This window comes from Planococcus sp. PAMC 21323 (assembly GCF_000785555.1).
In the GTDB taxonomy this organism is placed as follows: Bacteria; Bacillota; Bacilli; order Bacillales_A; family Planococcaceae; genus Planococcus.
Window position 1 is genome coordinate 1,210,129 of record NZ_CP009129.1, and the last position, 26,745, is coordinate 1,236,873.

Sequence of the window (26,745 nt, forward strand, 5' to 3'; positions counted from 1 at the left end):
AGGATTTTTTTGAGAAAAATTATTGTAGGTTCGAGAAGAAGTAAGTTAGCATTAACTCAAACAAACCAGTTTATTGATAAATTAAAAGCAGCAGGTGCACCTTTTGAATTTGAAATTAAAGAAATCGTGACTAAAGGCGACCGAATTGTCGATGTTATGCTTTCTAAAGTCGGCGGTAAAGGTTTATTTGTAAAAGAAATCGAGCAAGCACTTTTTGACCGTGAAATCGATTTTGCTGTTCACAGCATGAAAGATATGCCTTCTGTATTACCTGAAGGTTTGGCAATTGGTTGTATTCCAGAACGTGAAGACCCGCGGGATGCTTATATTGCGAATGACCATGTGAAATTATTAGACTTACCAGTTGGAGCAGTTGTTGGAACAAGTAGCTTACGCCGCAGTTCACAATTATTATTATTGCGTCCAGACTTAGACATTCAATGGATTCGTGGGAATATCGATACACGTCTTGCAAAACTTCAATCAGGCGATTTCGACGCAATTATTTTAGCTGCAGCAGGGTTAAAGCGAATGGGTTGGAAAGATGATTTAGTAACTGAATTCCTTGAAGTAGATGAGTGTCTACCAGCAATAGGACAAGGTTCACTCGGAATCGAATGCCGCGAAGAAGATACTGAACTTCTTGCTGAATTAGCAAAACTAAATCACCAAGACACAGCTTTAGCTGTAAACGCAGAGCGTAAATTCCTTAAAGATATGGATGGCAGCTGTCAAGTGCCGATTGCTGGATATGCAACAGTGAAAGATGGAGAAATTACATTTACAGGACTCATTTCTTCGCCTGAAGCAGATCAAGTGTTTAAAGAAATGGCCATTAGCCACGACCCAATCGAAGCAGGACGAATTGTTGCTGAGAAAATCAGTGCGCAAGGCGGTTATGATTTAATTCAACGCGTCAAAGCTGAAAGCAATGTCTAAAAGCAAAAAACTGCTCGAAGGAAAAACCATCGTTTTTACCGGCTCTAGAAAACCGGTAGAAGCGATTTCTCATGCACAATCATTTGGGGCAAAAACAAATTATCTCCCACTTGTTGAAACCATTGTTCGCCAGTCAGAAAAACCGGATTTCACGGAATATGACTGGCTAATTTTCACTAGTCGTACAAGTGCAGAAGTATTTTGTACACTGAATGAAACTGTAACTGCTAAAATTGCCGCAGTCGGTGACCAAACAGCAGCGGTTTTAGAAAAACACGGTCATCAAGTAGATTTTATTCCGAAAGTGTTTAGTGCCGATCATTTTATTCAAGAATTCCCGCCTATCTCGGGAGTGGCGAAATGCTTGTTTATAAAAGGGCAAATGGCGAAAAACACCATTTCCTCCATGTCGATGCAAGTCGATGAATGGACAGTTTATGATACAGTGTTAAATAGCGACAATGCAAAAACCGTTACACAATTAAAAGACGTTGTTGTCCTATTTGCGAGTCCATCTGCAGTATCTGCATATCGACAAGCAGGTGGCGATTGGTCTACTATTCAAATCGCAGCAATAGGTCACGTGACGAAAAAAGCCATTATAGCTAACGGCGGTACAGTAGATTTTACACCGAAGAAATATACGTATATCGAAGTCATCAATGAAATAGCGAAAGGAAGTTTGTCGACATGAAAGAATTGAATTTTAATCGTCATCGCCGTTTACGCGGTTCTGCTAATCTTCGTTCAATGGTTCGCGAAACAAGTTTACATAAAGAGGATTTTATTTATCCGATTTTTGTTGTTGAAGGAGAAAATGTGAAAAACGAAATTTCCTCTATGCCGGGTGTGTTCCAATTTTCAATGGACAATTTAGGTGTTGAACTCGATGAAGTGGTCGACCTTGGTATTCCTTCTGTTATTCTTTTCGGCGTACCAAACGAAAAAGACGCAGTCGGTTCGCAAGCTTATCATGATCACGGCATTACGCAAGAAGCAATTCGCTTTGCGAAAAACCGTCATCCTGAATTAGTCGTTATTGCCGATACATGCCTTTGTCAGTATACAGATCACGGCCATTGTGGCGTAATTGAAGATGGCATCATCTTAAATGATGAGTCACTTGATTTATTGGCGCGTACTGCCGTATCGCAAGCCAAAGCAGGAGCAGATATTATTGCACCCTCAAACATGATGGACGGCTTTGTCGCGGCGATTCGTTACGGATTAGACCAAGCTGGATTTGAAAATACGCCAATTATGTCTTACGGCGTTAAATATTCATCTGCATATTACGGACCGTTCCGTGAAGCAGCTCACAGTACACCTCAATTTGGAGATCGCAAAACCTACCAAATGGATCCTGCAAACCGCATGGAAGCTTTGCGTGAAACAGCATCTGATATTCAAGAAGGTGCAGATTTCATGATTGTGAAACCGGCATTGTCCTATTTGGATATTATTCGTGAAGTTCGCGACAATTATGATATTCCAATTGTTGCATACAACGTTTCAGGTGAATACGCAATGGTCAAAGCAGCTGCAGCAAATGGCTGGATTGATGAAAAGAAAATCGTTTTAGAAACTTTATTAAGCATGAAGCGTGCAGGAGCAGATATTGTCATGACGTATCACGCAAAAGACGCAGCACGCTGGTTGGAGGGAAAAGAATGACATACGAAAAATCATTAGCCGCATTTACTGAAGCCAAAACATTAATGCCAGGCGGGGTTAACAGCCCTGTTCGCGCATTTAAATCAGTCGATATGGATCCGATTTTTATGCAATCTGGAAGTGGCGCAACAATTAAAGACGTAGATGGCAACACGTATATCGACTATGTTTTGTCATACGGTCCACTTATTTTAGGTCACGCACAAGAAGATGTAGTAAAAGCCATTCAAGAAACAGCGGCACTTGGAACATCTTTTGGTGCACCAACAGAACTAGAAAATAAAATGGCGAAATTAGTTATGGACCGTGTGCCATCGATTGAAATGATTCGCATGGTTTCTTCTGGAACAGAAGCAACGATGAGTGCATTGCGCGTAGCACGCGGTTATACAGGACGAGACAAAATCTTGAAATTCGAAGGCTGCTACCATGGACACGGTGATAGTTTGTTGATTAAAGCGGGTTCAGGCGTTGCAACTCTAGGATTGCCAGATTCACCTGGTGTTCCAGCATCAGTCGCTCAAAACACCATTACAGTACCGTTCAATGACCTTGAAAGCGTTCGTTTAGCTTTCCAAGAGTTTGGTGATCAACTAGCGGCAGTTATTGTAGAACCAGTAGCAGGTAATATGGGTGTTGTTCCTCCAAGCGAAGGTTTCTTAATGGAACTACGCAACTTAACTCATGAAAATGGCACCGTGCTAATTTTTGATGAAGTTATGACTGGATTCCGTGTGGGCTATAATTGTGCACAAGGCTATTACGGCGTAACGCCAGATATGACTTGTCTTGGAAAAGTAATCGGTGGCGGCTTACCAGTCGGCGCATTCGGTGGTAGACGTGAAATTATGGAGCAAGTAGCACCGAGTGGATCAATTTACCAAGCAGGTACATTATCAGGTAATCCACTTGCGATGCGTGCAGGATTCGAAACACTTTCCCGCTTATCAGAAGAAAGCTATGACACGTTCATCAAACGCGGCGATCAACTAGAAAAAGGATTCCGCGAAGCTGCAACAAAATACAACATCCCGCACACGGTAAACCGTGCAGGTTCAATGATTGGCTTCTTCTTCACAAACGAAGACGTTGTAGATTTCGAAACAGCTAAAACATCAGACCTGGAACTGTTCGCAAACTACTACCGCTTAATGGCGGAAGAAGGCATTTACTTGCCACCATCCCAATTCGAAGGCATGTTCCTATCGACTGCCCATACGGAAGAGCATATCGCGAAAACTGTAGAAGCGTTCCATACCGTATTTGCTAAATTGGCGCGTTAATAAAATTAACAGAGCTATCCCAAGAGTCATGAAAATGACTTTTTGAGGATAGCTCTTTTTTATGTGTAGTGATTTTATTTATATAGATGGACAACTAACTGTCAAAAATTTCCGGTTGCAGGAAATCGTTGTTTTGCGTTCTGATGCTCGCTTTCCGCGGACACGACCTTAGCCGCTTCACTCACTGCGTTCGCTCCAAGGTCTTCGGCTCGTGTTATTTCCGCAAGAGTCGAGCATCTGCACTCCAAACAACTAAGCATATGACTTGAATAGAAAGTTGACCTGTTAAATAAAAAGAGTGTTTTCTCTAATGAAATACTACTCAAAAAGAATGATAAAAAAGCAAACTCAATTTAGATGATGTGCACTTACAAAGCTTCGGCGCGTCAACGGGCTAGGCGAAGCGAAAAGACCGGTGCACTTCCGGGCTTATCGCGGGAGCCATGCCCAAAGCGATCGAAGCGACAAGAGAGAGCGATGAAAACTACCTAACACACCCAACAAAAGGTGATCATTCACCAAGCAAGGAGCGACAAGGGCTAGGCGAAGCGAGAAGACTGGTGCACTTCCAGGCTTATCGCGAGAGCCATGCCCAAAGCGATCGAAGCGAAAAAGAAAGCGATAAAAGCGATTTAATATACTCAACTTAAGATGTCCATTCACAAAGCTTCGGCGCGTCAACGGGCTAGGCGAAGCGAAAAGACCGGTGCACTTCCGGGCTTATCGCGGGAGCCAGGCCCAAAGCGATCGAAGCGACAAGAAAAAGCAACAAAAGCTATCTACTAGAAACAACTTACATGCTGTCTATTCACGAAACAATTATTGAAAGTAAACGAACCTATCCGGACGACATTAAAATAGCTTGACGCTAAAACCTCCTATTGAGTACAATAAGAGTAATTAGATATTTATGCGTTGATGAGGATAGTAGGTTGTACGTTACATTTCAGAGAGAAGACCATTTGGTGAAAGGTCTTTATGAGCGTCCAGTTGAATGTCACCTCGGAGCAGTTGCCGTGAAAAGAGTAGCGGGAACCGGACTGAACATCCGTTATGAAACTTGAGAGCCAGGTCTGTAACTAGACCTGTGTATAAAGGTGGTACCGCGAAAAACTCCTTCGTCCTTTACAGACGACAGGAGTTTTTTGCGTTCAACCAGAAATTAAAGGAGGAATTCCCATGACTGAACAAATGTCCACAAAGTACGATCCGCAATCGATTGAAAAAGGCCGTTACGATTGGTGGGTCGACCAAAAATTCTTTGAAGCTAAACCAGAAAGCGGTAAAACGCCGTATACCATTGTGATTCCTCCACCAAACGTTACAGGCAAGCTGCACTTAGGCCACGCGTGGGACACAACATTACAAGACATCATGACACGCATGAAACGCATGCAAGGCTTTGACGCATTATGGCTACCAGGAATGGACCATGCGGGTATTGCGACACAAGCAAAAGTAGAAGGCAAACTAAAAGAAGAAGGCCGTTCACGTTATGATTTAGGACGCGAAGCGTTTCTTGAAGAATCATGGAAGTGGAAAGATCAATACGCAGGACATATTCGTGAGCAATGGGCAAAATTAGGTTTAGGACTTGATTATTCTCGTGAGCGTTTTACATTAGATGATGGGTTATCAAAAGCAGTGCGTGAAGTATTTGTAAAATTATACGAGAAAAAACTGATTTACCGTGGTAAATACATCATCAACTGGGACCCGAATACGCAAACAGCAATTTCCGATATTGAAGTGATTCATAAAGATGTAAAAGGTGCATTTTATCATATGCGTTATCCACTTGCTGATGGTAGTGGCCATATTGAAATTGCCACAACACGTCCTGAAACGATGCTTGGAGACACGGCTGTTGCGGTTCATCCGAAAGACGAGCGCTACAAACACTTAATCGGTAAAAAAGTAATTTTGCCAATCGTTGGACGCGAAATTGAAATTGTTGCAGACGATTATGTAGATCGTGAATTTGGAAGTGGAGCTGTTAAAATCACACCAGCGCATGATCCGAATGACTTTGAAATCGGAAACCGTCACAATTTAGAACGTGTTCTTGTGATGCATGAAGATGGTTCTATGAACGAAAACGCTGGCAAATACGAAGGTTTAGACCGTTTTGAATGCCGTAAGCAAATCGTGAAAGACTTGCAAGACATGGGCGTGTTGTTTGAAATCGAAGAGCATATTCACTCAGTAGGTCACTCTGAGCGAAGCGGTGCTGTAGTGGAGCCTTACCTGTCAACACAATGGTTTGTTGATATGCAACCTTTAGCTGCTGCATCTGTAGAAGCACAAAAAAATGGTGAAGGTGTTAATTTTGTGCCAGATCGTTTTGAAAAAACGTATTTACACTGGATGGAAAACATTCGCGACTGGTGTATTTCTCGTCAATTATGGTGGGGGCATCAAATTCCAGCATGGTATCATAACGAAACAGGCGAAATTTACGTAGGTCACGAAGCACCAACTGATGCTGAAAACTGGACACAAGATGAAGACGTACTAGATACGTGGTTCTCATCTGCCCTATGGCCGTTCTCAACACTTGGTTGGCCAGAAGAAAACGACGACCTTAGCCGTTACTACCCAACTGACGCATTAGTTACAGGTTATGACATCATCAACTTCTGGGTTTCACGTATGATTTTCCAAGCTTTAGAATTTACCGGTGAAAAACCGTTTAAAGATGTATTAATTCACGGACTGGTTCGCGATGCTGAAGGACGTAAAATGTCGAAATCACTCGGTAATGGTGTTGATCCAATGGACGTTATTTCTGAGTACGGTGCGGATTCACTGCGCTATTTCCTAGCAACAGCATCGTCTCCAGGACAAGACCTTCGTTATTCAAACGATAAAGTAGAATCTGTTTGGAACTTTGCCAATAAAATCTGGAATGCGTCTCGTTTTGCATTGATGAACATGGAAGGCATGACATACGACCAAATCGACTTATCCGGCAAAAAATCAGTTGCTGATTCATGGATCTTAACTCGTTTGAATGAAACCATTGAACAAGTGACTGAACTTGCAGAACGCTATGAATTTGGTGAAGTGGGACGTTCGCTTTACAACTTTATATGGGATGATTTCTGTGACTGGTATATCGAAATGTCGAAATTGCCATTATACGGCGAAGATGAAGAAGCGAAGAAAATGACGCGTTCGGTACTAGCTTATGTACTCGATAACACAATGCGTTTGTTGCACCCGTTCATGCCATTTATCACAGAAGAAATTTGGCAGAACTTACCACACGAAGGCGAATCAATAACGATTGCGGCGTGGCCGACAGTAGACGACTCGTTAACTAACCAAAGCCAGTCTTCTAGCATGAAGCTATTGATGGACGTGATTCGCTCTGTACGTACGATCCGCGCAGAAGTGCAATCACCAATGAGCAAAAAAGTGCCGTTAACAATTTCTGCAAAAGATGCCAATACACATGCGGTATTAGAAGCGAACGCTGCTTACATCGAGCGTTTCTGTAATCCAGAAACATTAACAATCGGTGAAAACATCGTAGCTCCTGAAAAATCGATGTCAGCAGTTGTATCAGGTGCTGAATTGTTCATGCCACTTGAAGGCTTGATCGACATTGATGCAGAACTTGCACGTTTGAACAAAGAACTCGAAAAGTGGGCAAAAGAAGTAAAACTCGTTACTGGCAAATTGTCGAACGAACGGTTTGTTTCGAAAGCACCTGAAGCCGTAGTAGCTGAAGAACGTGCGAAACAAGCTGATTACATGGAAAAACATGCAACAGTTGAAAAACGCATTGAAGAATTAAAGAATTTGTAAAACGATAAAACCGCTTTCCCATTATGGGAGAGCGGTTTTAGTCTTGTTATTCCGCAAACTAGCTGCGCTTTCTTGCGGGCTTGCACCGAACTAACTCGGGCTAGATGCCCGAGTGGATTTCGGTACTTCGCTATCCCGCGGGAGTCTCCGCTAGTTTGCTTCATATTTAAGTAAACTACAAAGTGATAAAATCACATAAAACACATAGACATATGGTTACTTCAGTCGGTCTTCTCGCTGAAAAGGCGCATTTTTCTCTATTTCTTGGATGTGTTCGAAAAATAGTTCTGCGATGTTTTCAACATGTGTTTTGTAAAACGAACGGGCACCAACAGGATCTTCGATTTCATTGAAAAGATGCTGACCGTTTTCTAGTAGTAAAAAGTCGATTCCGATATAATCGCTTTTTAGCGCACGTGCAATGCGTAATACATCTGTTTCCTGAGCTGCTGTTAAGATATATTTTTCAACTGTTGCGCCTAGAGAATAATTGGCTTTAAACGAGTCATTAGAAATTCGCTTCACAGCCCCTACAATTTCTAAGTCGATCACATAAACTCGGATATCCGCTTGGTGAGCAACAACAGGTTGAAATAGTAGGGGAGAGGTCGTGGTTGGTATATCTTCAGACGACTCGAGCAGCCATACTTCTGAACCACCGTGACCGCTAGCAGTTTTTGCGATACAAGGATATTCGGGCGCGTTCCGGTAACTTGGAATGGTAGGTACACCGAGCATCATAAACAATTCGAAACTTCTCCATTTGTCATTGGCAATGCGATTTACTTCTGCGCGATTGATCAAGTGAATGCCTTGATCTTCTAAAAAACGAGCGGCTTTTGGTTGTCGTGCGCGAAAAACGACTAGTTCGCCAGCTAGAAGATCTGCAAGCTGATGTAATCCTTCGTCGCTCCAGTCGTCCCACTGAATCAAATCAAAATCTCCAAATCGCTGTAATTCTTCTATAAACCCGCGATTACGTAATGCATCTTGTGATTCATAAAGAAGTTTCATGATAAATCCTCCAATATATAAGCAATCATGGCATCTGCAACATTAATTCCCGTGACATTTAATATATTCCGAATGTGTGCAGCTGCATTAACTTCACAAACGAGTGGTTGTTCATCTTCACCGTATAACAAGTCAACGCCAGCAAACGTAGCACCGACTGCTTGAGCGGCAGCTAGCGCAACCTCTTTTTGCGTTGGAGTTAAGTCAATAGGAGATGCTACGCCGCCATTGGTAATATTGGCTCGAAAATCAGTTGTTGAATGGCGGTGCATCGCAGCAACAATTTGATCACCGACAATATTGACGCGAATGTCACGACCGCGACTCGAATCGACAAATTCTTGGAAGACAAAATCAATGCCTCGGAGGCTATCGACTTTTTCGTAAAATTGTTCTTCTGTTTCGATCAAATAAACCTTCATGCCAAAAGAGCCATGTCCTTCTTTAATAATCATGGGCAACTGTAACCGTTCAATCACTTTTTCAAAATAACCTGAATCGATAATCGAGAAGTTCGGATAGACTTTTGGAGCGACAATCGTTCTAGGCATTGGCAGGTCTCGTGCCGCCAATTCAACATATTGAGTAGCTTTATTATCACATAAATCAATAACAGCTGGGTCATTGTAAACAGGTACACCACGACTTTTTAAAAAGTAACCTAGTAATATATCCTTATCCAATAATATTGCGAAATCGGGTATACTTATTTTTACTGATAAATCCATTATAGTTTCATAATTTTTCATAATTTTAACAGAAATGCCTGCACGTTCTGCAGCTTCAGCAACTAAACTCGCTTGGTCTGCAAACTTATCGGAAAGTAGGCTTCCATTGTAGATTACCCAACAACTCGTCATATTCATTCCACCTTCGTACTATAATCATACTCAAAAAGTGTATCATGTTTATTGAAGAAAAGAGGCTACTAATGATAATTGGATTGGAACAATATAAAGAAAAATGGAATATCCAAACAGACACTGCTATACATCCAGGTTTAGAAGCCATTACTGCAGCTCTTGAGGAATTAGGAAATCCGCATAAGGTTGGAAAGTTTGTTCATTTAGCGGGAACAAATGGAAAAGGCTCAACCGCCACTTTTTTATCAAGCGTTTTACAGGCACACGGCTACTCAGTCGGCAATTTTTATTCACCGTGCATCGAAGATCTTCACGATCAAATTCAATTAAACGGTAAACCAATCAGTCCAGATGAGTTAGAAATGATTATGAAACAATTAAGCCAAATGAAAACACCTTTAACTGATTTTGAATTATTAACAGCAGCAGCTTTTCTGTTTTTTAAAAACCATGCGCCAGACTTTGCGATTATTGAAGCAGGAATGGGGGGAGCATTAGATAGTACGAATGTAATTATCCCGGAAATTGCGATTATCCCATCCATTTCTATAGACCACACAAATTTTCTAGGTGATTCAATAGAAGAAATTACATGGCATAAAGCTGGGGTCATAAAAAAATGGCAGCCAGTAGTCATTGGAGAACTACCAGAGAAGTCTCTAAAAATTATACAAGAAACGGCAAATGAACTTCACGCGGAAGTGATTAGGCCAAAAGACCTTGAAATCTTGGATAAGCTCCAGTTCCTTCTAAAAGGTCCGCACCAAATAAAAAATGCAAGTCTAGCTATTGAAGCTGCTAAAGAACTTCTAGGTAAAGATTACAAAGAAAAAAACGCTTTACAAGGTTTATCGACAGCTAAAATTGCATATCGTTTTGAAGAAGTTTTTCCGGATGTTATTTTTGATGGAGCACATAATAAAGCAAGTGCAGAAGCTTTGATCGAGACTGTGAAAGAAGCCTATCCAGCGCGTTCTATTCACGTTGTGATGGGAATTTTTAAAGATAAAGACTATGTGAATGTGCTTCGTGAATTAGAAAAAATAAGCGATCATTTTACATTTATTGATTTTGAAAATGAACGAGCTTTACCAGCTAAAAGTTTATTATTAGAAAGTAACATTAAAAGGAAGACAATTCTAAATATTAATGATATATTACCTGTATATGATAATGAGGTGGTGACTTTAGTCACTGGATCTTTAAGCTTACTTTCTCTACTGAAAAACAATCATTATCAGTTTTTCCGCGATTATAAAAAATAAAAATATAATTAAGAAATGTATTATTTGTTATGGAGAGGAAAGATGTTATGGAGGGGAACACTAAACGTAAAATAATTCTTTGGATTTTGTGGGTATTGGTAGTTCCGGCGAGTTTGCTTCTTGTCTATAACTTTTTTCCTCCTATAGTAGATGATCCTTGGAATTTAGCTGGCTATATATTATTTTTTGTGTTGATGAGTTTAATGCCGATGAACATCAACGGTGCATCAACATTTTTAGTGCAATGGGTTACAGTCGCTCTTTTTCTTAAGTATGGGCTTTTCATTGAAATTATTGTTTCGCAATTAGCGATGATTATCGTCTTATACCGCAACCGTACACAAGAAGACCAATCGTTGAGAATTCCATTTAATTCATTAATGTTTTTGGGTGTTTCGTTAATAGCTGGTTTAACTTATACGGCATTAGGTGGCGAAGTCAATTCTCTTAATCTGGGACATGTTATCGTGTTTGGTTTGATCTTCCAAGTTGTGTCAGTTCTCGTGAATCAAATCATCTACTACTTATACGACTACACAACAAATGGCAATCCAGGTAAGTTTTTCTCTGTAGATGCCATTTGGGATTTTGTGTTAATGATAGTGATTTTCCCATATGCTATCGCTTTGTATATGTTTGAATCATATATCGGAGTGGTCGCATTGTTATTGTTAGGAGTGCCATTTTTAACAATGACAGTAGTCATGAAAATGTATAATAACTCTGAACAAATAAATATGGATTTGAAAAGAGCAGGAGTGATCGGTCACCAACTCTCTGACCGATTGGCAACAAATGAGGTATTCGATTTGTTTATTGTAGAGGTAGCTAAAATGTTCAAAGTTGAATATGCTTATGTCATTGATTATCGTGACGGACTCCAGCAATTTATGCGTGTTTATGAAAACAATCAATTAGAACAACGAACCATTCCGTCCATCTCGTATGAAAAGGGAACAGCAGGTAGAGTTATTTTGACCGGTGAATCTTTTATCTATAATGAAAAAAGAGATTGGGAAGATTTAGTGACAGGTAATTTACCAGCTGATACCGAAAGCATCATGGCAACTCCAATTGCTCGAAACAACAAAACAGAAGGGGTATTGGTTCTTGCTTCTAAAAAGAAATATGCATTTGCCAAGCACCAATTGAAAATTTTAGACATTCTCAGTACCTATTTTGCAGTGTCACTTGAAAAAGCCGGATATATGCAAAAGGTTATTGCCAAAAGTGAACGATGTGGATTAACGGGGTTGTATAATTATCGCTATTTAGACGAGAGTCTTGAAAAACAGATTCAAGAAATGAAAGCTGGTAAGTTAGATCAATTATCACTTGTCATGATGGACATCGATCATTTTAAAAGCATCAATGACCGTTATGGACATCAAAGTGGAAATGATATTTTAGTTCAATTAGCTGATATATTAAGAGAAGAAATTGCTGGAGAAGGTATGGTGGCACGATATGGCGGCGAAGAATTTGTTGTACTTCTTCGTAACTACAGTAAAGAACTAGCAATGCTACTTGCTGAAAAGCTGCGCAAACGTATTGAAGAACATGAGTTTCTTATTGAAACAGATTTGGCTAACGAACGACAACAGTTGATTGTTCATATTACAATGAGCATTGGCGTTTCATCTGCCCCAGACGATAGTGATGAAGGAATGTCGTTAATCCGGAATGCAGATCGAGCGTTATATATTGGTGCTAAACAAGCAGGGCGTAATAAGGTAGCGGCTTACTCGAAATAAGACTGTAGAAGAGAGCAAATCTCTCCTATGGTCTTTTTTCCTATTTAAAAACGGAATTTATTAATTTTTATGGTAAAAACATTAAAAATTACAAAAAACACTGTTCATTTAGACTAGATAAATGTAATAATGTAGCTAAGGGAACGATTAGATAAAAAGTTTCTTTTATAAGGAATAAAAAGGAATATTTTCATGTTTCTATAAGGAGTGGCTGCTTATGAACGGGAACGAAAAAGGACTGAGCTTGGTTGAAGTTCTGGCGGCGTTAGTTATATTAGGGATTTTGTTTGTCGGAATCATGACGATTTTTCCTCAAATGACATTATTTAACAATAAAACAGAAACAAAGTTAGATACGATGAATTTAGCCAGACAGGAAGTATCAGTTATAACAGGTGAATCAGAATGGGTGGGACAAAGAGATGTTGTCGATCCAACTGTTTATGAGGATTTTAATACAGTTTTAATGACTAAGATGCCGTTAATTGGTTATACAAAAATCTCCACAAATTCAAACTATATCCGATATGAAAAAAATGCCGAGTATCGTTATGAGGCAGATGTTTATTTGGCATGTCAGACATTTATAGAAGAAGATGAAAATAGTTTTCCATGTACTCATCCAAATTTGACGCAATTGTATAAAGTTCACTTGAAAGTATACGAAGGAAGTCGGTTGAGTAGTCAGACTTTTTCATATATTAGATTTCTAGTAGGAAATGAAGGTGGATAGGATGAGAAATAATGAAAAAGGAATCACAATGATCGAACTTCTTGCAGCGCTCGTATTGGTATCCATTGTCGTTGCTGGCGCATGGACTGCAATGACCATAGGATTTAAACACAGTGTTGTTGAAACTACAAAAACGCATATTCAACAAGACGCTAACTTGATAGTATCCAAGTTATCAGCAAATCACCGTCAAAGTGAAAGTTATAAATTGAAATTTGAAAACGGTCAACTTATGTTAAAAACATGTACTACTGAAACTACTTGTAGTACGTACCAAAGAGTCATCGATCAGAATTATGATTATAATGGAACATCGATTAACGGAAAAAGTTATACCGGTTCCACTTTTTCTGAGGTAACCATATATCCCAAGAAACAACATAACCCGGTTAAGTTAAAACTGACTTCAGGGAAAACCTCAATTTCTATTGATACCGTGTTGACTCGCATCATTACTGGCATGTACAAAAAGGAGGTCGGAAATGAAGCATCTTAAAAACCAACATGGCTATGCATTAGTAGTAGTACTACTTGTTGTCGTACTGTTTATGAGTTTATCAGCAACATTTATAGCAGGCTCGTTAAATCATTCAAAGCAAGAACAAGCGATTGATGTTAATAACCATGCAGTAGCAGCTGCGGAAATGGGCACTCTCTATTTTACTTCTGACTTTGAGAGAGAACTTCAAATATTAAAACAAGATATGAACCAACAAACTCAAGTGAAGTTAAATTCTTTAATTGCTTGTATCAAAACTCCGCTCGGCTCAGCTTGTGATACCGAGGCCAAACGTCTTCAATGGGAAAAAACAATCGATCAAGAAATGAAAACCGTTTTAATTGGACGTATTATGACAAAAGTTCAAGAGCTAAATACGCTTGTTGGTACCAAAACTGTACCCTTTTCTGCAGAGAACATAAATTACTCTATTTTGAATGTAACGGCTTTAAAGTTTAATGCTGAACAAAAAAATGTGGCATTATCTTCTACAACAAACAAAGAAGTTGCGTTTGTTGAAGTGAAAATGGAAGTTCAAGGAGCTTCGGAAGGATCGATGAAAAAGTTAGTAGCTACGTTTCTTATCAAAATTCCCAAAACTTTCTTAAATCCTGACGAGCCAATTAAGGTTGATACGATTGTTGTCACGAAAGATCAAGATCTAACATATGAAAATATTTATACGTTAGTCCCTCCAACCCAATCTTGTTCAGCGTTATTAGTAAAAGCAATAAATAAAACAGCTACGGCTCCATACGAATGTGCAGCAGCAACAGGAGAGAAATTATCGAATTTTATCGCACAGATCAAAAATGCGAAACTGAATTTGACAGATTTCCGAGTGTACACTAGTAACTTTAAAGACTATGTGTGTGGCACAAATTGCAACAACATAACTTCTGAAGGGGTTAGCGTAGTTGTCAGAGAAAATGACGCAGATGCTTCTAATAATATCAATAATCTTGTCAGCACTAATATCATCATTAATGGGAAAATAGAAGTAGGCAACAATATGAATAATTTAGGGAAAGATGGTAATAAACAAACCATTATTGCTAAAGAATTAATAGGGAATGGCAATATCAAAAATATGAAAAATACCAATTTACTCGTACTAGGCTACAACACTCCCGTTGGAAATCCTAAAATAGCGCGTATCACGTGGGGGAATCACTTTGAAGTTTTAGAAAATGCAAAACTGTGCATAAACATCGATCGCATAAACACCACCGATTTAAGACGTCTTTCTCAAGAAATTAATTTTTCTGGAACTGGGAAGTTAGTTTATTACTCAACAGACAGAAACAAAGTTTTTGAATTAAAAGATTCATCAAATGCCGATCGTACCGTGAAAAATGGAAAAAACGTTTTCAAAATGACCGACTTATATGTTCAACGAGCAAGTAGTTACTCGTCATTTTTGTCGTCTTGCGGGGTCTCACTGAAAAGTACAAACACATTTCCTTTAGATGTTTCAGTACCCAGTCCGATTGATACAGAAATCGATTTAGAAATAGAATACTAAACTATAATTTTAATTCAACAGGGGGATTACAATGATACGATTATTTATTTTTATCATCTTAGCGGCAATCATTTTACCGCTAACTTATTTACGTTTTAAGCAAGTTCCACTTTTGAAACGAATGATTATTGCGGGTGGCGGACTTGCCGCCGCTGCTGTAGCGTTATTGATGCAAGAAAGCTATAGCTGGTATATTACAGCGTTGGCATTAGTAGGCGTCTCATTTTTAGCCGCGTTTGTTTTTGCTAAAATCATTGCAAAAGAACGTGAAGAAAAACTGCGCATAGCAGAAGCACGTCGTGAGGAAAAGCTAAAACAAACAATAAAGAATACAAAACTTAAAGAAGAAACGCCAGCAGTAGAAGCAGTTGAAACACCGAAGTCGTTCGGTATGCAGTCGATTGATGCTGAGCGAGAGGAGATTACTCGTGGATAATAAATTATTTGGTTTAACATTCGCAGCCGTATTTGGCTTCGCGCTAATCGTATTCGGAGCAGCCAATGCTGGCGCTTACGCAGTAGACACTTGGATATTCCCGACAGAAGAATTTGGAGATAACACCTATATCGGCACAAATGATGTTTCAAATATGGAAGTGCCTGCTGCAAAAATGATGCTTGCCGGTCAAATGGAAAAATGGCAAACAGAAGCAAAACTTGATGTTGTTTATCAAGATGCCACAGCCTCTTACCCGCTAGAGACTGCAGAAATCCTATTAGATCAAACGCTAAGCAATGCAAAAACTGGTTCTGAAAACAGCTATGTGTTTGGTCTTTCGTTAGACGCAACACGTGAATTTTTAGCATCTCAATTTCCGGTTGCTAGTTTTTCGGAACCAGACGTTGCTACGATCAATAACAAATTAGAGCAAGCATTACAAGATGGGCAAACAAAAACAAAAGTTGCCATTAGTGACGATAGCTTGAGCCTTGACCGTACAAATGTAGCGGAAGTTGTATTTCCAGCAAAGCTAACAACGCTCGATAGTGCGACAGTTATTGATGCGTTAAATGGGATTCAAATTGCGCCTGAAAGTCAATTTTCATTTTTAGACTTTATCGCAGAATTGCCATTAACGGATGTAAGTGATGATGAGTTAACACAAATCGCTTCAACGATTTATGGTGCAATATTACAAACCAATTTTGCTATAGACGAACGCAGCATTGGTACTCAATTGCCTACATTAGTGCCAGCTGGTCAAGAAGCCGCAATCAACCGCAATTTAGGAGTTGACCTTGCTTTTACAAATCCAAACAAAAGTTCATTTACGTTGAATGTAGCGGAGAAAAAAGGGTCATTAAGCGCTGCTATTAATGGTTTCCCATTCGTTTACGAATATGTTATTGGTTTAACCGAAGAAAAGAATATTGATCCAAGACTAGTTAAGCAATTTAGTGCATTTGCAACAAGTGGCAAAAAAGTAGAAGAAAAAGGGTTGAAAGGCAAAAGCCTGACTGTTATTCGAACTACTATTAACGGCGGTGACTCGATCGATGTTGAAACGATATCGAAAGATTTTTACCCACCTATCCACCGTGTTGAAGTTCATCCATTAGCAAAGACACCAGAAACTGTAGAAACACCAGAAGCAGGAGATCCTGATTTTGTCGATGCAAATGATGATGGTATACATGATGGTACACCAACTGAACCAGCAGAAGGGCAACCAGGATTTGTTGATGTGAATGGAGACGGTGTTCATGACGCTCCTTATAAAGAACCAGTTGCTCCAAAACCAGGAGAATCTGATTTTGTGGATAAAAACAATAATGGCGTACATGATGAATCAGAAGCAGATGAAGAGCCAGAAAAGAAACCTGTTTATGATAAAGGTGGAAACTTGATTACCGAATAATTATCAGAGAGGAGGAATCAGTTTGGCGGTTGTCCGAAAAAGATTAGGTGATATTTTAGTTGAGCAGCGGTTATTGACAGAAGCGGAATTGCAGGAAACGCTGAATAGCAAGCCGAATGATCAAAAGCTCGGCGATGCGTTACTGCAACGTGGTATTATCACCGAACGACAGTTGATTGATACCTTAGAAGTTCAGCTAGGCATTCCATACGTTTCTCTCTATCGCTATCCATTTGATCCAAAACTGTTTAACGTAGTGCCCAAAGATTTTGCTAAACGGAAACTGTTGGTTCCTCTAAAAACAGTGGGTGACCGATTGTTTATCGCGATGAATGACCCGACAGATTTCATCACTATCGATGATCTTCGGTTAACGACAGGATTTTATATTGAACCTGCGATTGCTTCGAAAGAAGATATTGTCAAAACCATTGCTAAATATTACGACGAAGAATCATACGATGAATTGTTGGAAGACTTGCCGAAAACTGCAGAAGAGCAGCAAAGTGATTTAGATGACTCGGATGCACCAATTGTACGATTGGTTAACCAATTGTTGTCGAATGCTGTATCGCAAAAGGCGAGTGATATTCACTTAGATCCTCAGGAAAACCGTGTTCTTGTCAGATACCGTATTGATGGAACGCTGCGCACCGAACGGACTTTACCAAAAAGTATGCAGCAAATGATTACGGCGCGTATAAAAATCTTATCAAATTTAGATATAACCGAAAATCGTATACCGCAAGATGGTCGGATCAAGACAACAGTAGACTTCCGTGCCATCGATTTGCGTGTATCTTCGTTGCCGACTGTTTATGGTGAAAAAATCGTTATGCGAATTTTGGACTTGAGCCAAAACTTGACCGATATTTCAAAATTGGGCTTTAGTGAGTTGAATATGCAGCGATTTATGCGAGAAATCGCAAAGCCAAACGGCATTGTCTTGATTTCAGGTCCTACAGGATCAGGGAAATCTTCTACACTTTATGCCGCGTTAAATAAATTAAATTCGGAAGAAGTTAATGTGATTACTGTAGAAGACCCAGTGGAGTATCAATTGGAAGGAATCAACCAAATACAAGTGAATACAAATGTTGGACTGACGTTTGCAGCTGGGCTTCGTTCGATTTTGCGGCAAGACCCGGACATTGTCATGGTAGGCGAAATTCGAGACAAAGAAACTGCAGATATTTCGATACGTGCTTCTCTAACCGGACATTTAGTGTTAAGTACGATTCACACAAATGACTCAATCGCATCTATTACACGTTTAATGGATATGGGCATTGAACCATTTCTCGTAACGGCTTCATTAAATGCCGTAGTTGCACAACGATTAATCCGCCGCGTTTGTCGAGATTGTAAAGAATTACATCCGGTAACAGTAAGAGAAAAAGAAATTGCAGCTAAGCGTGGAATTACACTGGATACCATAGCACGCGGGAAAGGTTGTCCGGCATGCAATATGACGGGTTATAAAGGACGTATGGCCATTCACGAAGTATTAGTTGTGGACGAAAATATTAAAGATGTGATCAATCGCGGTGGTTCTGCCGCCGAAATTCGGGAAATCGCGATCAAAAATAAAACCATCTTCCTCATCGACGATGGGTTATTAAAAGTAAAGGAGGGCATGACAACGACAGAAGAAGTACTTCGCGTTGCCATGACAGATTAGCCTATGACGACTTCAACTACATTTATCGATCGTGTATTAACTGAAGCAAAAGAACGAGGCGTTTCTGATATTCATATGACCACCGGTATTACGCCAATTTTCCGAATCAATGGGAAGTTGGTTCAATTTGGTGATGAAAAACTGATGCCAGCAGACACGATGGCTATCGCAAAAGCGTTAATGCCTGAATCTTTATGGGATGCATTTATGGATAAAGGCGAAATGGATTATACGTACTCAATTCCAGGTGTTGCTCGTTACCGTGTCAATTCGTTTCACCAGCGAGGTTCAATTTCCCATGCTTTTCGGACGATTGCCTCGAATATCCCGACGATAGATGACCTTCAAATGCCTGACACATTAAAAAAGCTTGCCGACACACATCAAGGACTTATTCTCGTTACCGGGCCTACAGGATCAGGTAAATCTACAACTTTAGCTGCAATGATTCGCTATATGAACGAGCATATGAACAAACATATTATTACCCTTGAAGATCCAATTGAGTATATGCATAGTCATGGAACTTCAGTCATAGACCAACGAGAAGTAGGCTTTGACACAAAGTCGTTCGCTAATGGTTTACGCGCAGCACTTCGTCAAGATCCGGATGTCATTTTAGTTGGAGAAATGCGCGATTTAGAAACAATCACCACTGCAATTACCGCAGCTGAAACCGGACATTTAGTGATGGGAACGTTGCATACGTCGAGTGCTTCATCAACGATCGAACGAATTATTGATGTTTTCCCGCACGAACAACATGCACAAATCCGAACACAACTAGGGGGTATCATTAAAGCGGTTGTTTCACAAAGGTTATTGCCTACAGCTGATGGCAAGGGTCGTGTTGCAGCTACAGAGATTATGATTTCCAACTCGGCTATTGCCAACTTAATCCGTTCGGAAAAGGTTCACCAAATCCCAAACGTCATTTTGACAAACCGAGCGTTAGGAATGCACATGATGGAAACATCGGTACAAGAGCTATTGAAAAAAGGGAAAATCACACGTGAAGTCGCACAACCTTATTTAATAGGAGTGGATTGAGATGGCTCGTTATAAATACGAAGGACGAGATCGCACGAAGATTAGATCGGGTGTTGTGGTTGCAAGTGGACGCAAAGAAGCTGTAAGTAAACTCCGCGATGATGGAATTCGTGTGATCGACATACGCGAAATGCCCGCTACGGCGTTACAAAAAGATATTTCAATAGGTAATCCGGTTAAACGAGATCAATTTATTATGTTTTTACGACAATTTTCAACTTTAATGCGTGCAGGAGTAACAATTGTTGATTCAATTCATATTTTATCTCAACAAGTAGAGTCCAAGGCTCTTCAAAAAGCATTGTCGGAAATAGCAGATGACTTACGAAAAGGGAATGCCTTATCCAATTCATTAGCAAAATACCCAAAAATATTTGAACCTTTAACAATAAACTTAGTTAAAGCAGGAGAATTAGCGGGGAATATTGATGAGTCTCTAGATAGTTTAGCGACTCATTACGATAAAGCTTATCAAACCAGGCAAAAAGTTATTTCTGCGATGTCTTATCCCGTAGTGGTTGGATTTCTGGCAATTGGTGTAGTAATTTTCTTGTTATCCTCTATTGTTCCAATGTTTGCGGATATGTTTTCAGGATTTGGTGGAGAGTTGCCGTTAATCACACAATTCGTAATGGGTGCTTCAGATTTTGTTCAAGGGTATTGGTATTTATTGTTGTTTGCAGGAATTTCATTTGTAGCGGTTATATGGTTGATGAGAAAAAGTCCTCGAGGTAATATGATATTGGATACGTTATTGTTGAAAATGCCGATTTTTGGTAAAATCATGCAAAAATCTGCACTTGCTCGATTAACACGAACATTAAGTTCATTGTTCTCAAGTTCAGTCCCAATTTTACAATGTTTAACGATGACAGAAAAAGTTGTTGACAATGCCGTAATGTCCAAAGTTATTTTAGCAGCGCGTGATTCTCTTGAACGGGGCGGTTCTTTAACAGAGCCGATGCGTAAGCACTGGGCATTTCCCCCCCTTATTCCACATATGATTTCAATCGGAGAACAAACCGGTTCATTAGATCACATGTTAAGTAAAGTGGCGGAATTTTACGAAAAAGAAGTTGAGGCTGAAACTGATCGATTAAAAGCATTAATCGAGCCGTTAATGATTGTTGTACTAGCTGCATTGGTTGGGACTATAGTACTTGCAATTATGATGCCAATGTTTGAAATGTTCCAGAATGTAGATAAATTATAGGTTTTAAAATAAAAATACTATAAATTTATTATTTATATCGAAAATAACTATTGCAAAAATTAGTACTATTGTTATAATTATCATATACTCAAAGTAGTATAAAAAAGTAAAAAAATAGGGGGAAATAAAATGAAGAAATATTTACAACAGAAATTAAATAACGAAAAAGGTATGACATTGATTGAGCTTTTAGCAGTAATTGTAATTATTGCGATTATTGCAGCTATTGCGATTCCAGCTATAGGCAGTATTATTGAAAATAGTAGAAATGGCGCTGTTAAAGCTGATTTCCAACAAGCACTTGCATCTGCTAATTTATACGTAACTGAAACTGGAACTGTACCACCAGCAAGTTCTACAAATCACCTTACTGATCTTGCACCTTATATTGAAGATAAAGGTTCTTTAAAAGAAGTGATAATAACTCGTGATGCTGCTTCAAAAGAATTAAAAATTACTGGTAAAGCGGAACTTAACAATGGTACCAAATATGAAATTAAAACTGCTATTTCTAATTCTGGTTTAGGCAAAATTGAAAATAAAAACTTTACAGGTGTAGATATTAAATAACCGCAGAAAGTTTATCATAGGAGCTGAAAACATGGCCTTATCGTTTTTATCAAATAAAGCACGCGTCATCACCATTACAATAGAAGAAGACGCGATTCGTCATGTCGACTTGCAATCCTCTTGGCCACTTGAGCTAAACTGTGCGGAAGAAATCCTTCTTCCCACAGGCATTATTGAGGATGGTAAGATTGTCGATGCGGAAGCGCTGGCCTTGGTACTCGATAAGGCTGTCAATCAGTGGGGTCTCTCTAAGAAGTCAGTCCGATTCCTCGCCCCTGACGAATTCGTTATTATCCGCAAAGTACCATACCCCGAAAATGTTGCAGTCGATGAACTAAAAGGTCATTTCTTTATAGAAATTGGATCGACTTTGTATTTGCCATTTGAAGACCCCGTCTTTGATGTGGTGCCGTATCATTTAGAAGAAGAGCAACCAGAAGCGATTATTATCGCGTCAAGAGAATCGATTGTTCAAGCTTATGAAGAAGCATTTGAGAATGTAAAACTAAAAGCAGTTGTGGCTGATATTACGCCACTTGCACTTTATCGCTTAGCGTATTTGCAACATGATTTTCAAGAAGACGAGCACGTAATGCTGATTGATTTGCAGTCAAAGAAAATGACAGTATCGATTTTCCATGAACATTATCCTATGTTTATGCGTCCAATTGATTTGGAAATTGATGATCCGTTTTTATCAGATCGGACAGCGGTTATGGAAACGGTTGAAATCGAAGCTGAAAAACTAGCAAATTTCTATCGGTATAATATGAATGCCGGACAATATGGTGTTACAAAAATTGTGTGTAATGGTGACTTTTATGATTGGCAAGCATTCCAACAAAACCTAGAACGTCGTTTTCAAATACCGATTTTGCCAGTTGTTATCGATCCGATTCCATGTGGCGATGAAAAAGATGTGCCAAGACGCTTTAACCGGGCAATCGGTCTCGCGCTGAAAGAGGTGTAAACAATTATGTTAGTTGATATTAACTTATTGCCGCAAAAAGAGCGGGATCGTCCCGCCTTTCTTATTGCGGCAATTGCGATTTTACTATTGGCTGTCATTATATGGGCAGTGTTTGCTATTGTGGCTAATGCTAATGAAAAAGAACAAGCACTTTTAGCAGCACAAACTATGCAAGTCACCTCTGAACAAGAAGCGATTCGAGCAAAGTTAGAAGCCGCACAAGGCATGAATGAGGAACAACAATTAAAAGTAACGGTTGATTGGGCAGAGAGTTATCAGTTTGATACAGTCCCTCTATTAGAGGAACTTGTTTCGATTTTGCCAGCACGTGGATTTTTCGATACTTTTTCTTATGTAGGGTTAGACGAGGCCACTTTATCAGTTCAGTTTGATTCTTCAAGACAAGCCGCATATTATTTAGCGCAACTGAAAGCTTCAGAACTAATTAAGTCGGCTACACTAGTTAGTGTTGCTCAACAAGAGCTTAGTTTGGAAGAAGGCGGAGAATTTGTGGAAGAAGTTGATCAAGAACTCCCTCGATACATAGCAACTTATACTATTCTATTTGAAGATGACCGACTTCCGACGGATGACACGGCTGTTCCAGTAGACGGTGAAACGACACCAGAAGCTCCAGTTGAAGAAACTGTCGAAGAACCGGTTGAAGAAGTTGAAGTAAATGTTGATGTCAACACTGAAACAGAAACGCCAGAAACCGCTCCCGCAGAATCAGGAGGGGATGAGCAGTGAGTAATTATTCAAAAAGTCAAAAGGAAAAAGGGTTAATTGTTTTAGTAAGTATTTTGTTAGTAGCTTTATCTGCGTATTCCTACTTTTTGTTATATGTACCTACGAAAGAAGCGAGAATACAAGCAGAACAAATTTTAAAAGCTGAACGTGACGTGTTGATTGCTTTGCAAACAGAGTTTAAAGAATTGCCAGAAAGCGAAAAAGTAAATCCTAGTCAATTGCAACGAAAAGTGTCTGTTGAAGCATTGACCGAACTTATCGTCTTGCAAATTGAAAAAGCGGAGTTAATCTCTGGGACATTGATCGATAATATTGGTATTACAGAAGGACTTGTTCAACTGCCTGTACCTGTTGAAGGGCTTGAAAACCTACAAGAAGTATTAACGACGGTTACTGTCAAAGCAGACAATTATCGTGAGATCACTTCTTTTATAGAAGAAGTAGAAGCGATGGAACGTATTATGATTGTCGAAGCGGTTGATTTTAGCTCTAACGAAGAAGTGAAGATGGAAGAGCAAGATGCAGAAAAAATCGATGTCAACTTAACGTTTTCGGCATACTTCCGACCAGACTTAATCGCGTTAGCAGATACGGTACCGAAAGTGGATACACCCGCGCCAGCAGGCAAAAAGAATCCATTGCCAGATTATAATGGTATCGATTTAGCTGACGACGAAGCTGAAAACACTAATGATGTTGAAGTAAATATTGAAGTGAATGTTGATGAAAGTGCATCTTCTTCAAATGAGTAAGAGATCGAAGAGAAATCATTGCGATTTCTCTTTTTTTGATAGAATAGAGTTTTTTCATTCCAAAGAAAGCTATAATTATTTTAACTCATTTCAAAATCATCTTTTTATTAAACTAAAGCAAAGAGGGTTGTTATGGTATTAACTTATTCTGTTTTTATTGGCTTGTTTGGCCTGGTGTTTGGCTCTTTTTTTAATGTAGTCGGACTGCGCGTACCAAAAAAAGAATCAATTGCGTATCCGCCTTCGCATTGCACAAATTGCAATCGTCGTTTAACGGCATTAGATTTGGTTCCAGTTTTTTCTTATTTATTTTTAAAAGGTAAATGTCGCACATGTAGTTCGAGCATTCATTGGGTGTACCCTTTGATGGAAGCAATCACAGCGGTTTTATTTGTTGCTTCATATTTAGTGTTTGGATTTACACCAGAGTTGATTGTGGCGATTTTGTTTGTCTCGCTACTTGTGATCATCACAGTTTCAGATATTGCTTATATGCTAATACCGGATAAAGTATTATTGCCGTTTGCGGTTGTCTTGCTTGGGTTGCGTTTTGTAATTCCGCTTGACCCATGGTGGAATAGTTTGCTGGGTGCGGTCGTTGGATTTACAATATTGTTTTTAATTGCAATTGTCTCTAAAGGCGGTATGGGTGGTGGCGATATTAAATTATTTTTCGTCATAGGCTTAGTTCTTGGTTTAAGCGGGACATTGATGACCTTGTTTTTTGCATCGTTTATTGGCGCGATTGTTGGCATTATTCAATTGCGTGTTACAAAAAAAGGACGCAAATCACCGATTCCGTTCGGTCCGTCTATTGCAGCTGCAGCGATTATCGTTTATTTCTGGGGTGACGGAATTCTTTCGTGGTATATGAATTTTCTAGGATGAGGCTTCATCTAAAATGTAGACAACTCGATCTGTTTGAGTTGTCTATATTTTTTTATTGGCAAACCGCTTCGAACGCTTTGAGGATGGCTTTCGCCAAAAGTCAGGGAGCGCACCTGTTTCTTTGCTTTATGTAGTCTAAAAGCGACTTCCGGGAAAAGGCAGCCCTTTTGCGGAATATAATAAATTAGAATTATCAACACCTATACATAGCGATTCAAGACTAATAGAACAACCAAATCTCAGTTTTCAATAAGCTTATTGCAGCAAAAATCATTTATCGGCATTTGTTTTCATGTTTCTAGGAATGGTATGATTCTTGAAAAAAGGAGAGATTTTTTATGAAGTTCATATCCCATTTTCCCATCATTCTCGCTTCGCAATCGCCACGCCGCCAAGAACTGCTTGGCATGCTTGGTGTTGATTTTGATGTCGTTCCGAGCAAGAAAGATGAACCCAATCCGCAGCAATTTCAAACTGCACTTGGTTATGTATTGGCTTGCGCTGCCCAAAAAGCACAGGAAGTAGCAGCGAACAACACGGACGTCGTTGTCATCGGTTCCGATACAATTGTTGTATTAGATGAAGAGATTTTATTAAAGCCCAAAAGTAAAGAACAGGCTAAAAGCTATTTACAGAAATTATCTGGTCGGACGCATCACGTCATTACGGCAGTAACGGTTGTTCAGGGAGATAGCGAGTTGTCATTTCATGAAACGGTTCAAGTGACATTTTATGAATTGCCAGAAGCGTGGATAAATGCATATATCCATACAGAAGATCCGTACGATAAAGCAGGTGCTTATGGTATTCAAACAGTCTCTGGATTATTTGTTAAAGAAATAAAAGGAGATTACAACGCTGTCGTCGGGTTGCCGGTTGCTGCGTTAACACAAAAGCTAAATGCTGCAGGATTTATTTCGTTAGAAGGGAGCGGTGTCTGATGCGAAATGAAACACCATTAATGATTCGAGATGTACATATTACAGACCGTCCGCGTGAACGCTTGAAGAATCAAGGTGCTGCAGCGTTGTCGAACCAAGAGCTGATAGCGATTTTATTGCGCACGGGCAGTCGCCAAGAATCCGTATTACATTTGGCAAATCGCGTACTCACTCATTTTGAGCAAATTCAGGAATTAAAAAACGCCACGATTGAAGAGATGGTGGCGATCAATGGCATCGGACAAGCAAAAGCAGTGCAACTGCTCGCGGCAGTTGAACTTGGCCGGCGCTTGTCTTCAAAACAAACCGATACGAAATTTACCATTCGTTCTCCGAAAGACGCCGCTTCTTATTTAATGACAGAAATGACTTCGCTCAAGCAAGAACATTTTGTTGTCTTGTTCCTCAATATTAAAAATCAAGTAATGCATAGACAAACCATTTTTGTTGGCAGCTTGAATGCTTCTATCGTTCATCCTCGAGAAATTTTCCGTGAAGCGGTGCGTCGTTCTTCGGCTTCAATCGTTTGCGCGCACAATCACCCATCTGGTAATCCTGCACCATCTCCAGAAGACATCGAAGTCACCAAACGACTAGTAGAAGCAGGAAGTATCATTGGCATTGAACTACTAGATCACGTCATTATCGGAGACCACCAATTCATTTCATTGAAAGAAAAGGGGTTCATGTAGCACTGTTTATTTTTTTT

At 39.6% G+C, this 26,745-nt stretch carries 24 protein-coding genes and 1 other annotated feature; of the genes, 22 read left to right on the plus strand and 2 right to left on the minus strand.

What is annotated here, in order from left to right:
• Positions 1–9: 9 nt before the first annotated feature.
• From hemC to PLANO_RS06160, 5 genes are all read left to right on the plus strand, one after another.
• Complete coding sequence (gene hemC, locus PLANO_RS06140) at positions 10–939, plus strand: hydroxymethylbilane synthase (protein WP_038703589.1); 930 nt, start codon at positions 10–12, stop codon at positions 937–939.
• Positions 932–1,633: a uroporphyrinogen-III synthase gene (locus tag PLANO_RS06145; RefSeq protein ID WP_038703590.1), complete on the plus strand. Its 702-nt coding sequence runs from the start codon at positions 932–934 to the stop codon at positions 1,631–1,633. The genes hemC and PLANO_RS06145 overlap by 8 nt, the downstream gene beginning before the upstream one ends.
• Positions 1,630–2,613, plus strand: coding sequence for a porphobilinogen synthase (gene hemB / locus PLANO_RS06150; RefSeq protein WP_038703591.1), 984 nt, complete (start codon positions 1,630–1,632; stop codon positions 2,611–2,613). The genes PLANO_RS06145 and hemB overlap by 4 nt, the downstream gene beginning before the upstream one ends.
• Positions 2,610–3,896 carry a glutamate-1-semialdehyde 2,1-aminomutase gene (hemL, locus tag PLANO_RS06155; RefSeq protein WP_038703592.1) on the plus strand — a complete coding sequence of 429 codons (1,287 nt, stop codon included), beginning with the start codon at positions 2,610–2,612 and terminating at the stop codon, positions 3,894–3,896. The genes hemB and hemL overlap by 4 nt, the downstream gene beginning before the upstream one ends.
• A gap of 906 nt (positions 3,897–4,802) precedes the next feature.
• Positions 4,803–5,025 (plus strand) — a binding site (T-box leader).
• A gap of 50 nt (positions 5,026–5,075) precedes the next feature.
• Complete coding sequence (locus PLANO_RS06160) at positions 5,076–7,709, plus strand: valine--tRNA ligase (protein WP_038703593.1); 2,634 nt, start codon at positions 5,076–5,078, stop codon at positions 7,707–7,709.
• Positions 7,710–7,925: 216 nt separating this feature from the next.
• Here PLANO_RS06160 and PLANO_RS06165 read toward each other — a convergent pair whose 3' ends face one another.
• Positions 7,926–8,723, minus strand: coding sequence for an ATP-grasp domain-containing protein (locus tag PLANO_RS06165; RefSeq protein WP_038703594.1), 798 nt, complete (start codon positions 8,721–8,723; stop codon positions 7,926–7,928).
• Complete coding sequence (locus tag PLANO_RS06170; protein ID WP_038703595.1) at positions 8,720–9,583, minus strand: ATP-grasp domain-containing protein; 864 nt, start codon at positions 9,581–9,583, stop codon at positions 8,720–8,722. Before PLANO_RS06170 ends, PLANO_RS06165 begins: the two co-directional genes overlap by 4 nt.
• A gap of 71 nt (positions 9,584–9,654) precedes the next feature.
• On the opposite strand from PLANO_RS06170, the gene PLANO_RS06175 reads away from it, so the two are divergent.
• The 17 genes from PLANO_RS06175 (at position 9,655) to radC (ending at position 26,728) form a co-directional block, all read left to right on the plus strand.
• Positions 9,655–10,851, plus strand: coding sequence for a bifunctional folylpolyglutamate synthase/dihydrofolate synthase (locus PLANO_RS06175; protein ID WP_038703596.1), 1,197 nt, complete (start codon positions 9,655–9,657; stop codon positions 10,849–10,851).
• 47 nt (positions 10,852–10,898) lie between these two features.
• On the plus strand, positions 10,899–12,605 hold the full coding sequence (locus PLANO_RS06180; protein ID WP_038703597.1) for a sensor domain-containing diguanylate cyclase: 1,707 nt from the start codon (positions 10,899–10,901) through the stop codon (positions 12,603–12,605).
• Between the two features lie 217 nt (positions 12,606–12,822).
• Positions 12,823–13,338: a type IV pilus modification PilV family protein gene (locus tag PLANO_RS06185; RefSeq protein WP_038703598.1), complete on the plus strand. Its 516-nt coding sequence runs from the start codon at positions 12,823–12,825 to the stop codon at positions 13,336–13,338.
• 1 nt (position 13,339) lies between these two features.
• Positions 13,340–13,834, plus strand: coding sequence for a PilW family protein (locus tag PLANO_RS06190; protein ID WP_038703599.1), 495 nt, complete (start codon positions 13,340–13,342; stop codon positions 13,832–13,834).
• Positions 13,821–15,362 (plus strand): hypothetical protein, encoded by a 1,542-nt coding sequence (locus tag PLANO_RS06195; protein ID WP_038703600.1) that lies wholly within the window; start codon positions 13,821–13,823, stop codon positions 15,360–15,362. Before PLANO_RS06190 ends, PLANO_RS06195 begins: the two co-directional genes overlap by 14 nt.
• A 31-nt stretch (positions 15,363–15,393) precedes the next feature.
• Entirely contained in the window at positions 15,394–15,798 is a 405-nt protein-coding gene (locus PLANO_RS06200; RefSeq protein ID WP_038703601.1) for a hypothetical protein, read from the plus strand.
• Complete coding sequence (locus PLANO_RS15675; RefSeq protein ID WP_052124287.1) at positions 15,791–17,221, plus strand: VanW family protein; 1,431 nt, start codon at positions 15,791–15,793, stop codon at positions 17,219–17,221. The genes PLANO_RS06200 and PLANO_RS15675 overlap by 8 nt, the downstream gene beginning before the upstream one ends.
• Before the next feature lie 22 nt (positions 17,222–17,243).
• Positions 17,244–18,902, plus strand: coding sequence for a GspE/PulE family protein (locus tag PLANO_RS06210; protein ID WP_038703602.1), 1,659 nt, complete (start codon positions 17,244–17,246; stop codon positions 18,900–18,902).
• Between the two features lie 3 nt (positions 18,903–18,905).
• Positions 18,906–19,952, plus strand: a complete 1,047-nt coding sequence (locus PLANO_RS06215; protein WP_038703603.1) for a type IV pilus twitching motility protein PilT — start codon at positions 18,906–18,908, stop codon at positions 19,950–19,952.
• Between the two features lies 1 nt (position 19,953).
• Positions 19,954–21,165 carry a type II secretion system F family protein gene (locus PLANO_RS06220; RefSeq protein WP_038703604.1) on the plus strand — a complete coding sequence of 404 codons (1,212 nt, stop codon included), beginning with the start codon at positions 19,954–19,956 and terminating at the stop codon, positions 21,163–21,165.
• Between the two features lie 129 nt (positions 21,166–21,294).
• Positions 21,295–21,735 (plus strand): prepilin-type N-terminal cleavage/methylation domain-containing protein, encoded by a 441-nt coding sequence (locus PLANO_RS06225; RefSeq protein WP_038703605.1) that lies wholly within the window; start codon positions 21,295–21,297, stop codon positions 21,733–21,735.
• 31 nt (positions 21,736–21,766) lie between these two features.
• Positions 21,767–22,705, plus strand: a complete 939-nt coding sequence (gene pilM, locus PLANO_RS06230; RefSeq protein WP_038703606.1) for a type IV pilus biogenesis protein PilM — start codon at positions 21,767–21,769, stop codon at positions 22,703–22,705.
• Positions 22,706–22,711: 6 nt separating this feature from the next.
• Positions 22,712–23,455, plus strand: a complete 744-nt coding sequence (locus PLANO_RS06235; protein WP_038703607.1) for a fimbrial assembly protein — start codon at positions 22,712–22,714, stop codon at positions 23,453–23,455.
• Positions 23,452–24,207, plus strand: a complete 756-nt coding sequence (locus tag PLANO_RS06240) for a hypothetical protein (protein ID WP_038703608.1) — start codon at positions 23,452–23,454, stop codon at positions 24,205–24,207. Before PLANO_RS06235 ends, PLANO_RS06240 begins: the two co-directional genes overlap by 4 nt.
• A gap of 132 nt (positions 24,208–24,339) precedes the next feature.
• The gene (locus tag PLANO_RS06245) at positions 24,340–25,095 is read left to right on the plus strand and encodes a prepilin peptidase (RefSeq protein WP_038703609.1); all 756 of its coding nucleotides are present in this window, start codon (positions 24,340–24,342) and stop codon (positions 25,093–25,095) included.
• A 338-nt stretch (positions 25,096–25,433) separates the two neighbouring features.
• Entirely contained in the window at positions 25,434–26,036 is a 603-nt protein-coding gene (locus PLANO_RS06250; RefSeq protein WP_038703610.1) for a Maf family protein, read from the plus strand.
• On the plus strand, positions 26,036–26,728 hold the full coding sequence (radC, locus tag PLANO_RS06255) for a RadC family protein (protein WP_038703611.1): 693 nt from the start codon (positions 26,036–26,038) through the stop codon (positions 26,726–26,728). Before PLANO_RS06250 ends, radC begins: the two co-directional genes overlap by 1 nt.
• Positions 26,729–26,745 lie beyond the last annotated feature (17 nt).

Excerpts from the sequence above, each read along its gene's own strand:
- PLANO_RS06165 (WP_038703594.1), bottom strand. The coding sequence starts at position 8,723 with ATGAAACTTCTTTATGAATCACAAGATGCATTACGTAATCGCGGGTTT.
- PLANO_RS06235 (WP_038703607.1), top strand. The coding sequence starts at position 22,712 with ATGTTAGTTGATATTAACTTATTGCCGCAAAAAGAGCGGGATCGTCCC.
- PLANO_RS06160 (WP_038703593.1), top strand. The coding sequence starts at position 5,076 with ATGACTGAACAAATGTCCACAAAGTACGATCCGCAATCGATTGAAAAA.
- hemL (WP_038703592.1), top strand. The coding sequence starts at position 2,610 with ATGACATACGAAAAATCATTAGCCGCATTTACTGAAGCCAAAACATTA.
- hemB (WP_038703591.1), top strand. The coding sequence starts at position 1,630 with ATGAAAGAATTGAATTTTAATCGTCATCGCCGTTTACGCGGTTCTGCT.
- radC (WP_038703611.1), top strand. The coding sequence starts at position 26,036 with ATGCGAAATGAAACACCATTAATGATTCGAGATGTACATATTACAGAC.
- PLANO_RS06245 (WP_038703609.1), top strand. The coding sequence starts at position 24,340 with ATGGTATTAACTTATTCTGTTTTTATTGGCTTGTTTGGCCTGGTGTTT.
- PLANO_RS06220 (WP_038703604.1), top strand. The coding sequence starts at position 19,954 with ATGGCTCGTTATAAATACGAAGGACGAGATCGCACGAAGATTAGATCG.
- PLANO_RS06200 (WP_038703601.1), top strand. The coding sequence starts at position 15,394 with ATGATACGATTATTTATTTTTATCATCTTAGCGGCAATCATTTTACCG.
- PLANO_RS06170 (WP_038703595.1), bottom strand. The coding sequence starts at position 9,583 with ATGACGAGTTGTTGGGTAATCTACAATGGAAGCCTACTTTCCGATAAG.
- PLANO_RS06225 (WP_038703605.1), top strand. The coding sequence starts at position 21,295 with ATGAAGAAATATTTACAACAGAAATTAAATAACGAAAAAGGTATGACA.
- pilM (WP_038703606.1), top strand. The coding sequence starts at position 21,767 with ATGGCCTTATCGTTTTTATCAAATAAAGCACGCGTCATCACCATTACA.
- PLANO_RS06190 (WP_038703599.1), top strand. The coding sequence starts at position 13,340 with ATGAGAAATAATGAAAAAGGAATCACAATGATCGAACTTCTTGCAGCG.
- PLANO_RS06215 (WP_038703603.1), top strand. The coding sequence starts at position 18,906 with ATGACGACTTCAACTACATTTATCGATCGTGTATTAACTGAAGCAAAA.
- PLANO_RS06180 (WP_038703597.1), top strand. The coding sequence starts at position 10,899 with ATGGAGGGGAACACTAAACGTAAAATAATTCTTTGGATTTTGTGGGTA.
- PLANO_RS06175 (WP_038703596.1), top strand. The coding sequence starts at position 9,655 with ATGATAATTGGATTGGAACAATATAAAGAAAAATGGAATATCCAAACA.
- PLANO_RS06145 (WP_038703590.1), top strand. The coding sequence starts at position 932 with ATGTCTAAAAGCAAAAAACTGCTCGAAGGAAAAACCATCGTTTTTACC.
- PLANO_RS06195 (WP_038703600.1), top strand. The coding sequence starts at position 13,821 with ATGAAGCATCTTAAAAACCAACATGGCTATGCATTAGTAGTAGTACTA.
- PLANO_RS06250 (WP_038703610.1), top strand. The coding sequence starts at position 25,434 with ATGAAGTTCATATCCCATTTTCCCATCATTCTCGCTTCGCAATCGCCA.
- PLANO_RS06185 (WP_038703598.1), top strand. The coding sequence starts at position 12,823 with ATGAACGGGAACGAAAAAGGACTGAGCTTGGTTGAAGTTCTGGCGGCG.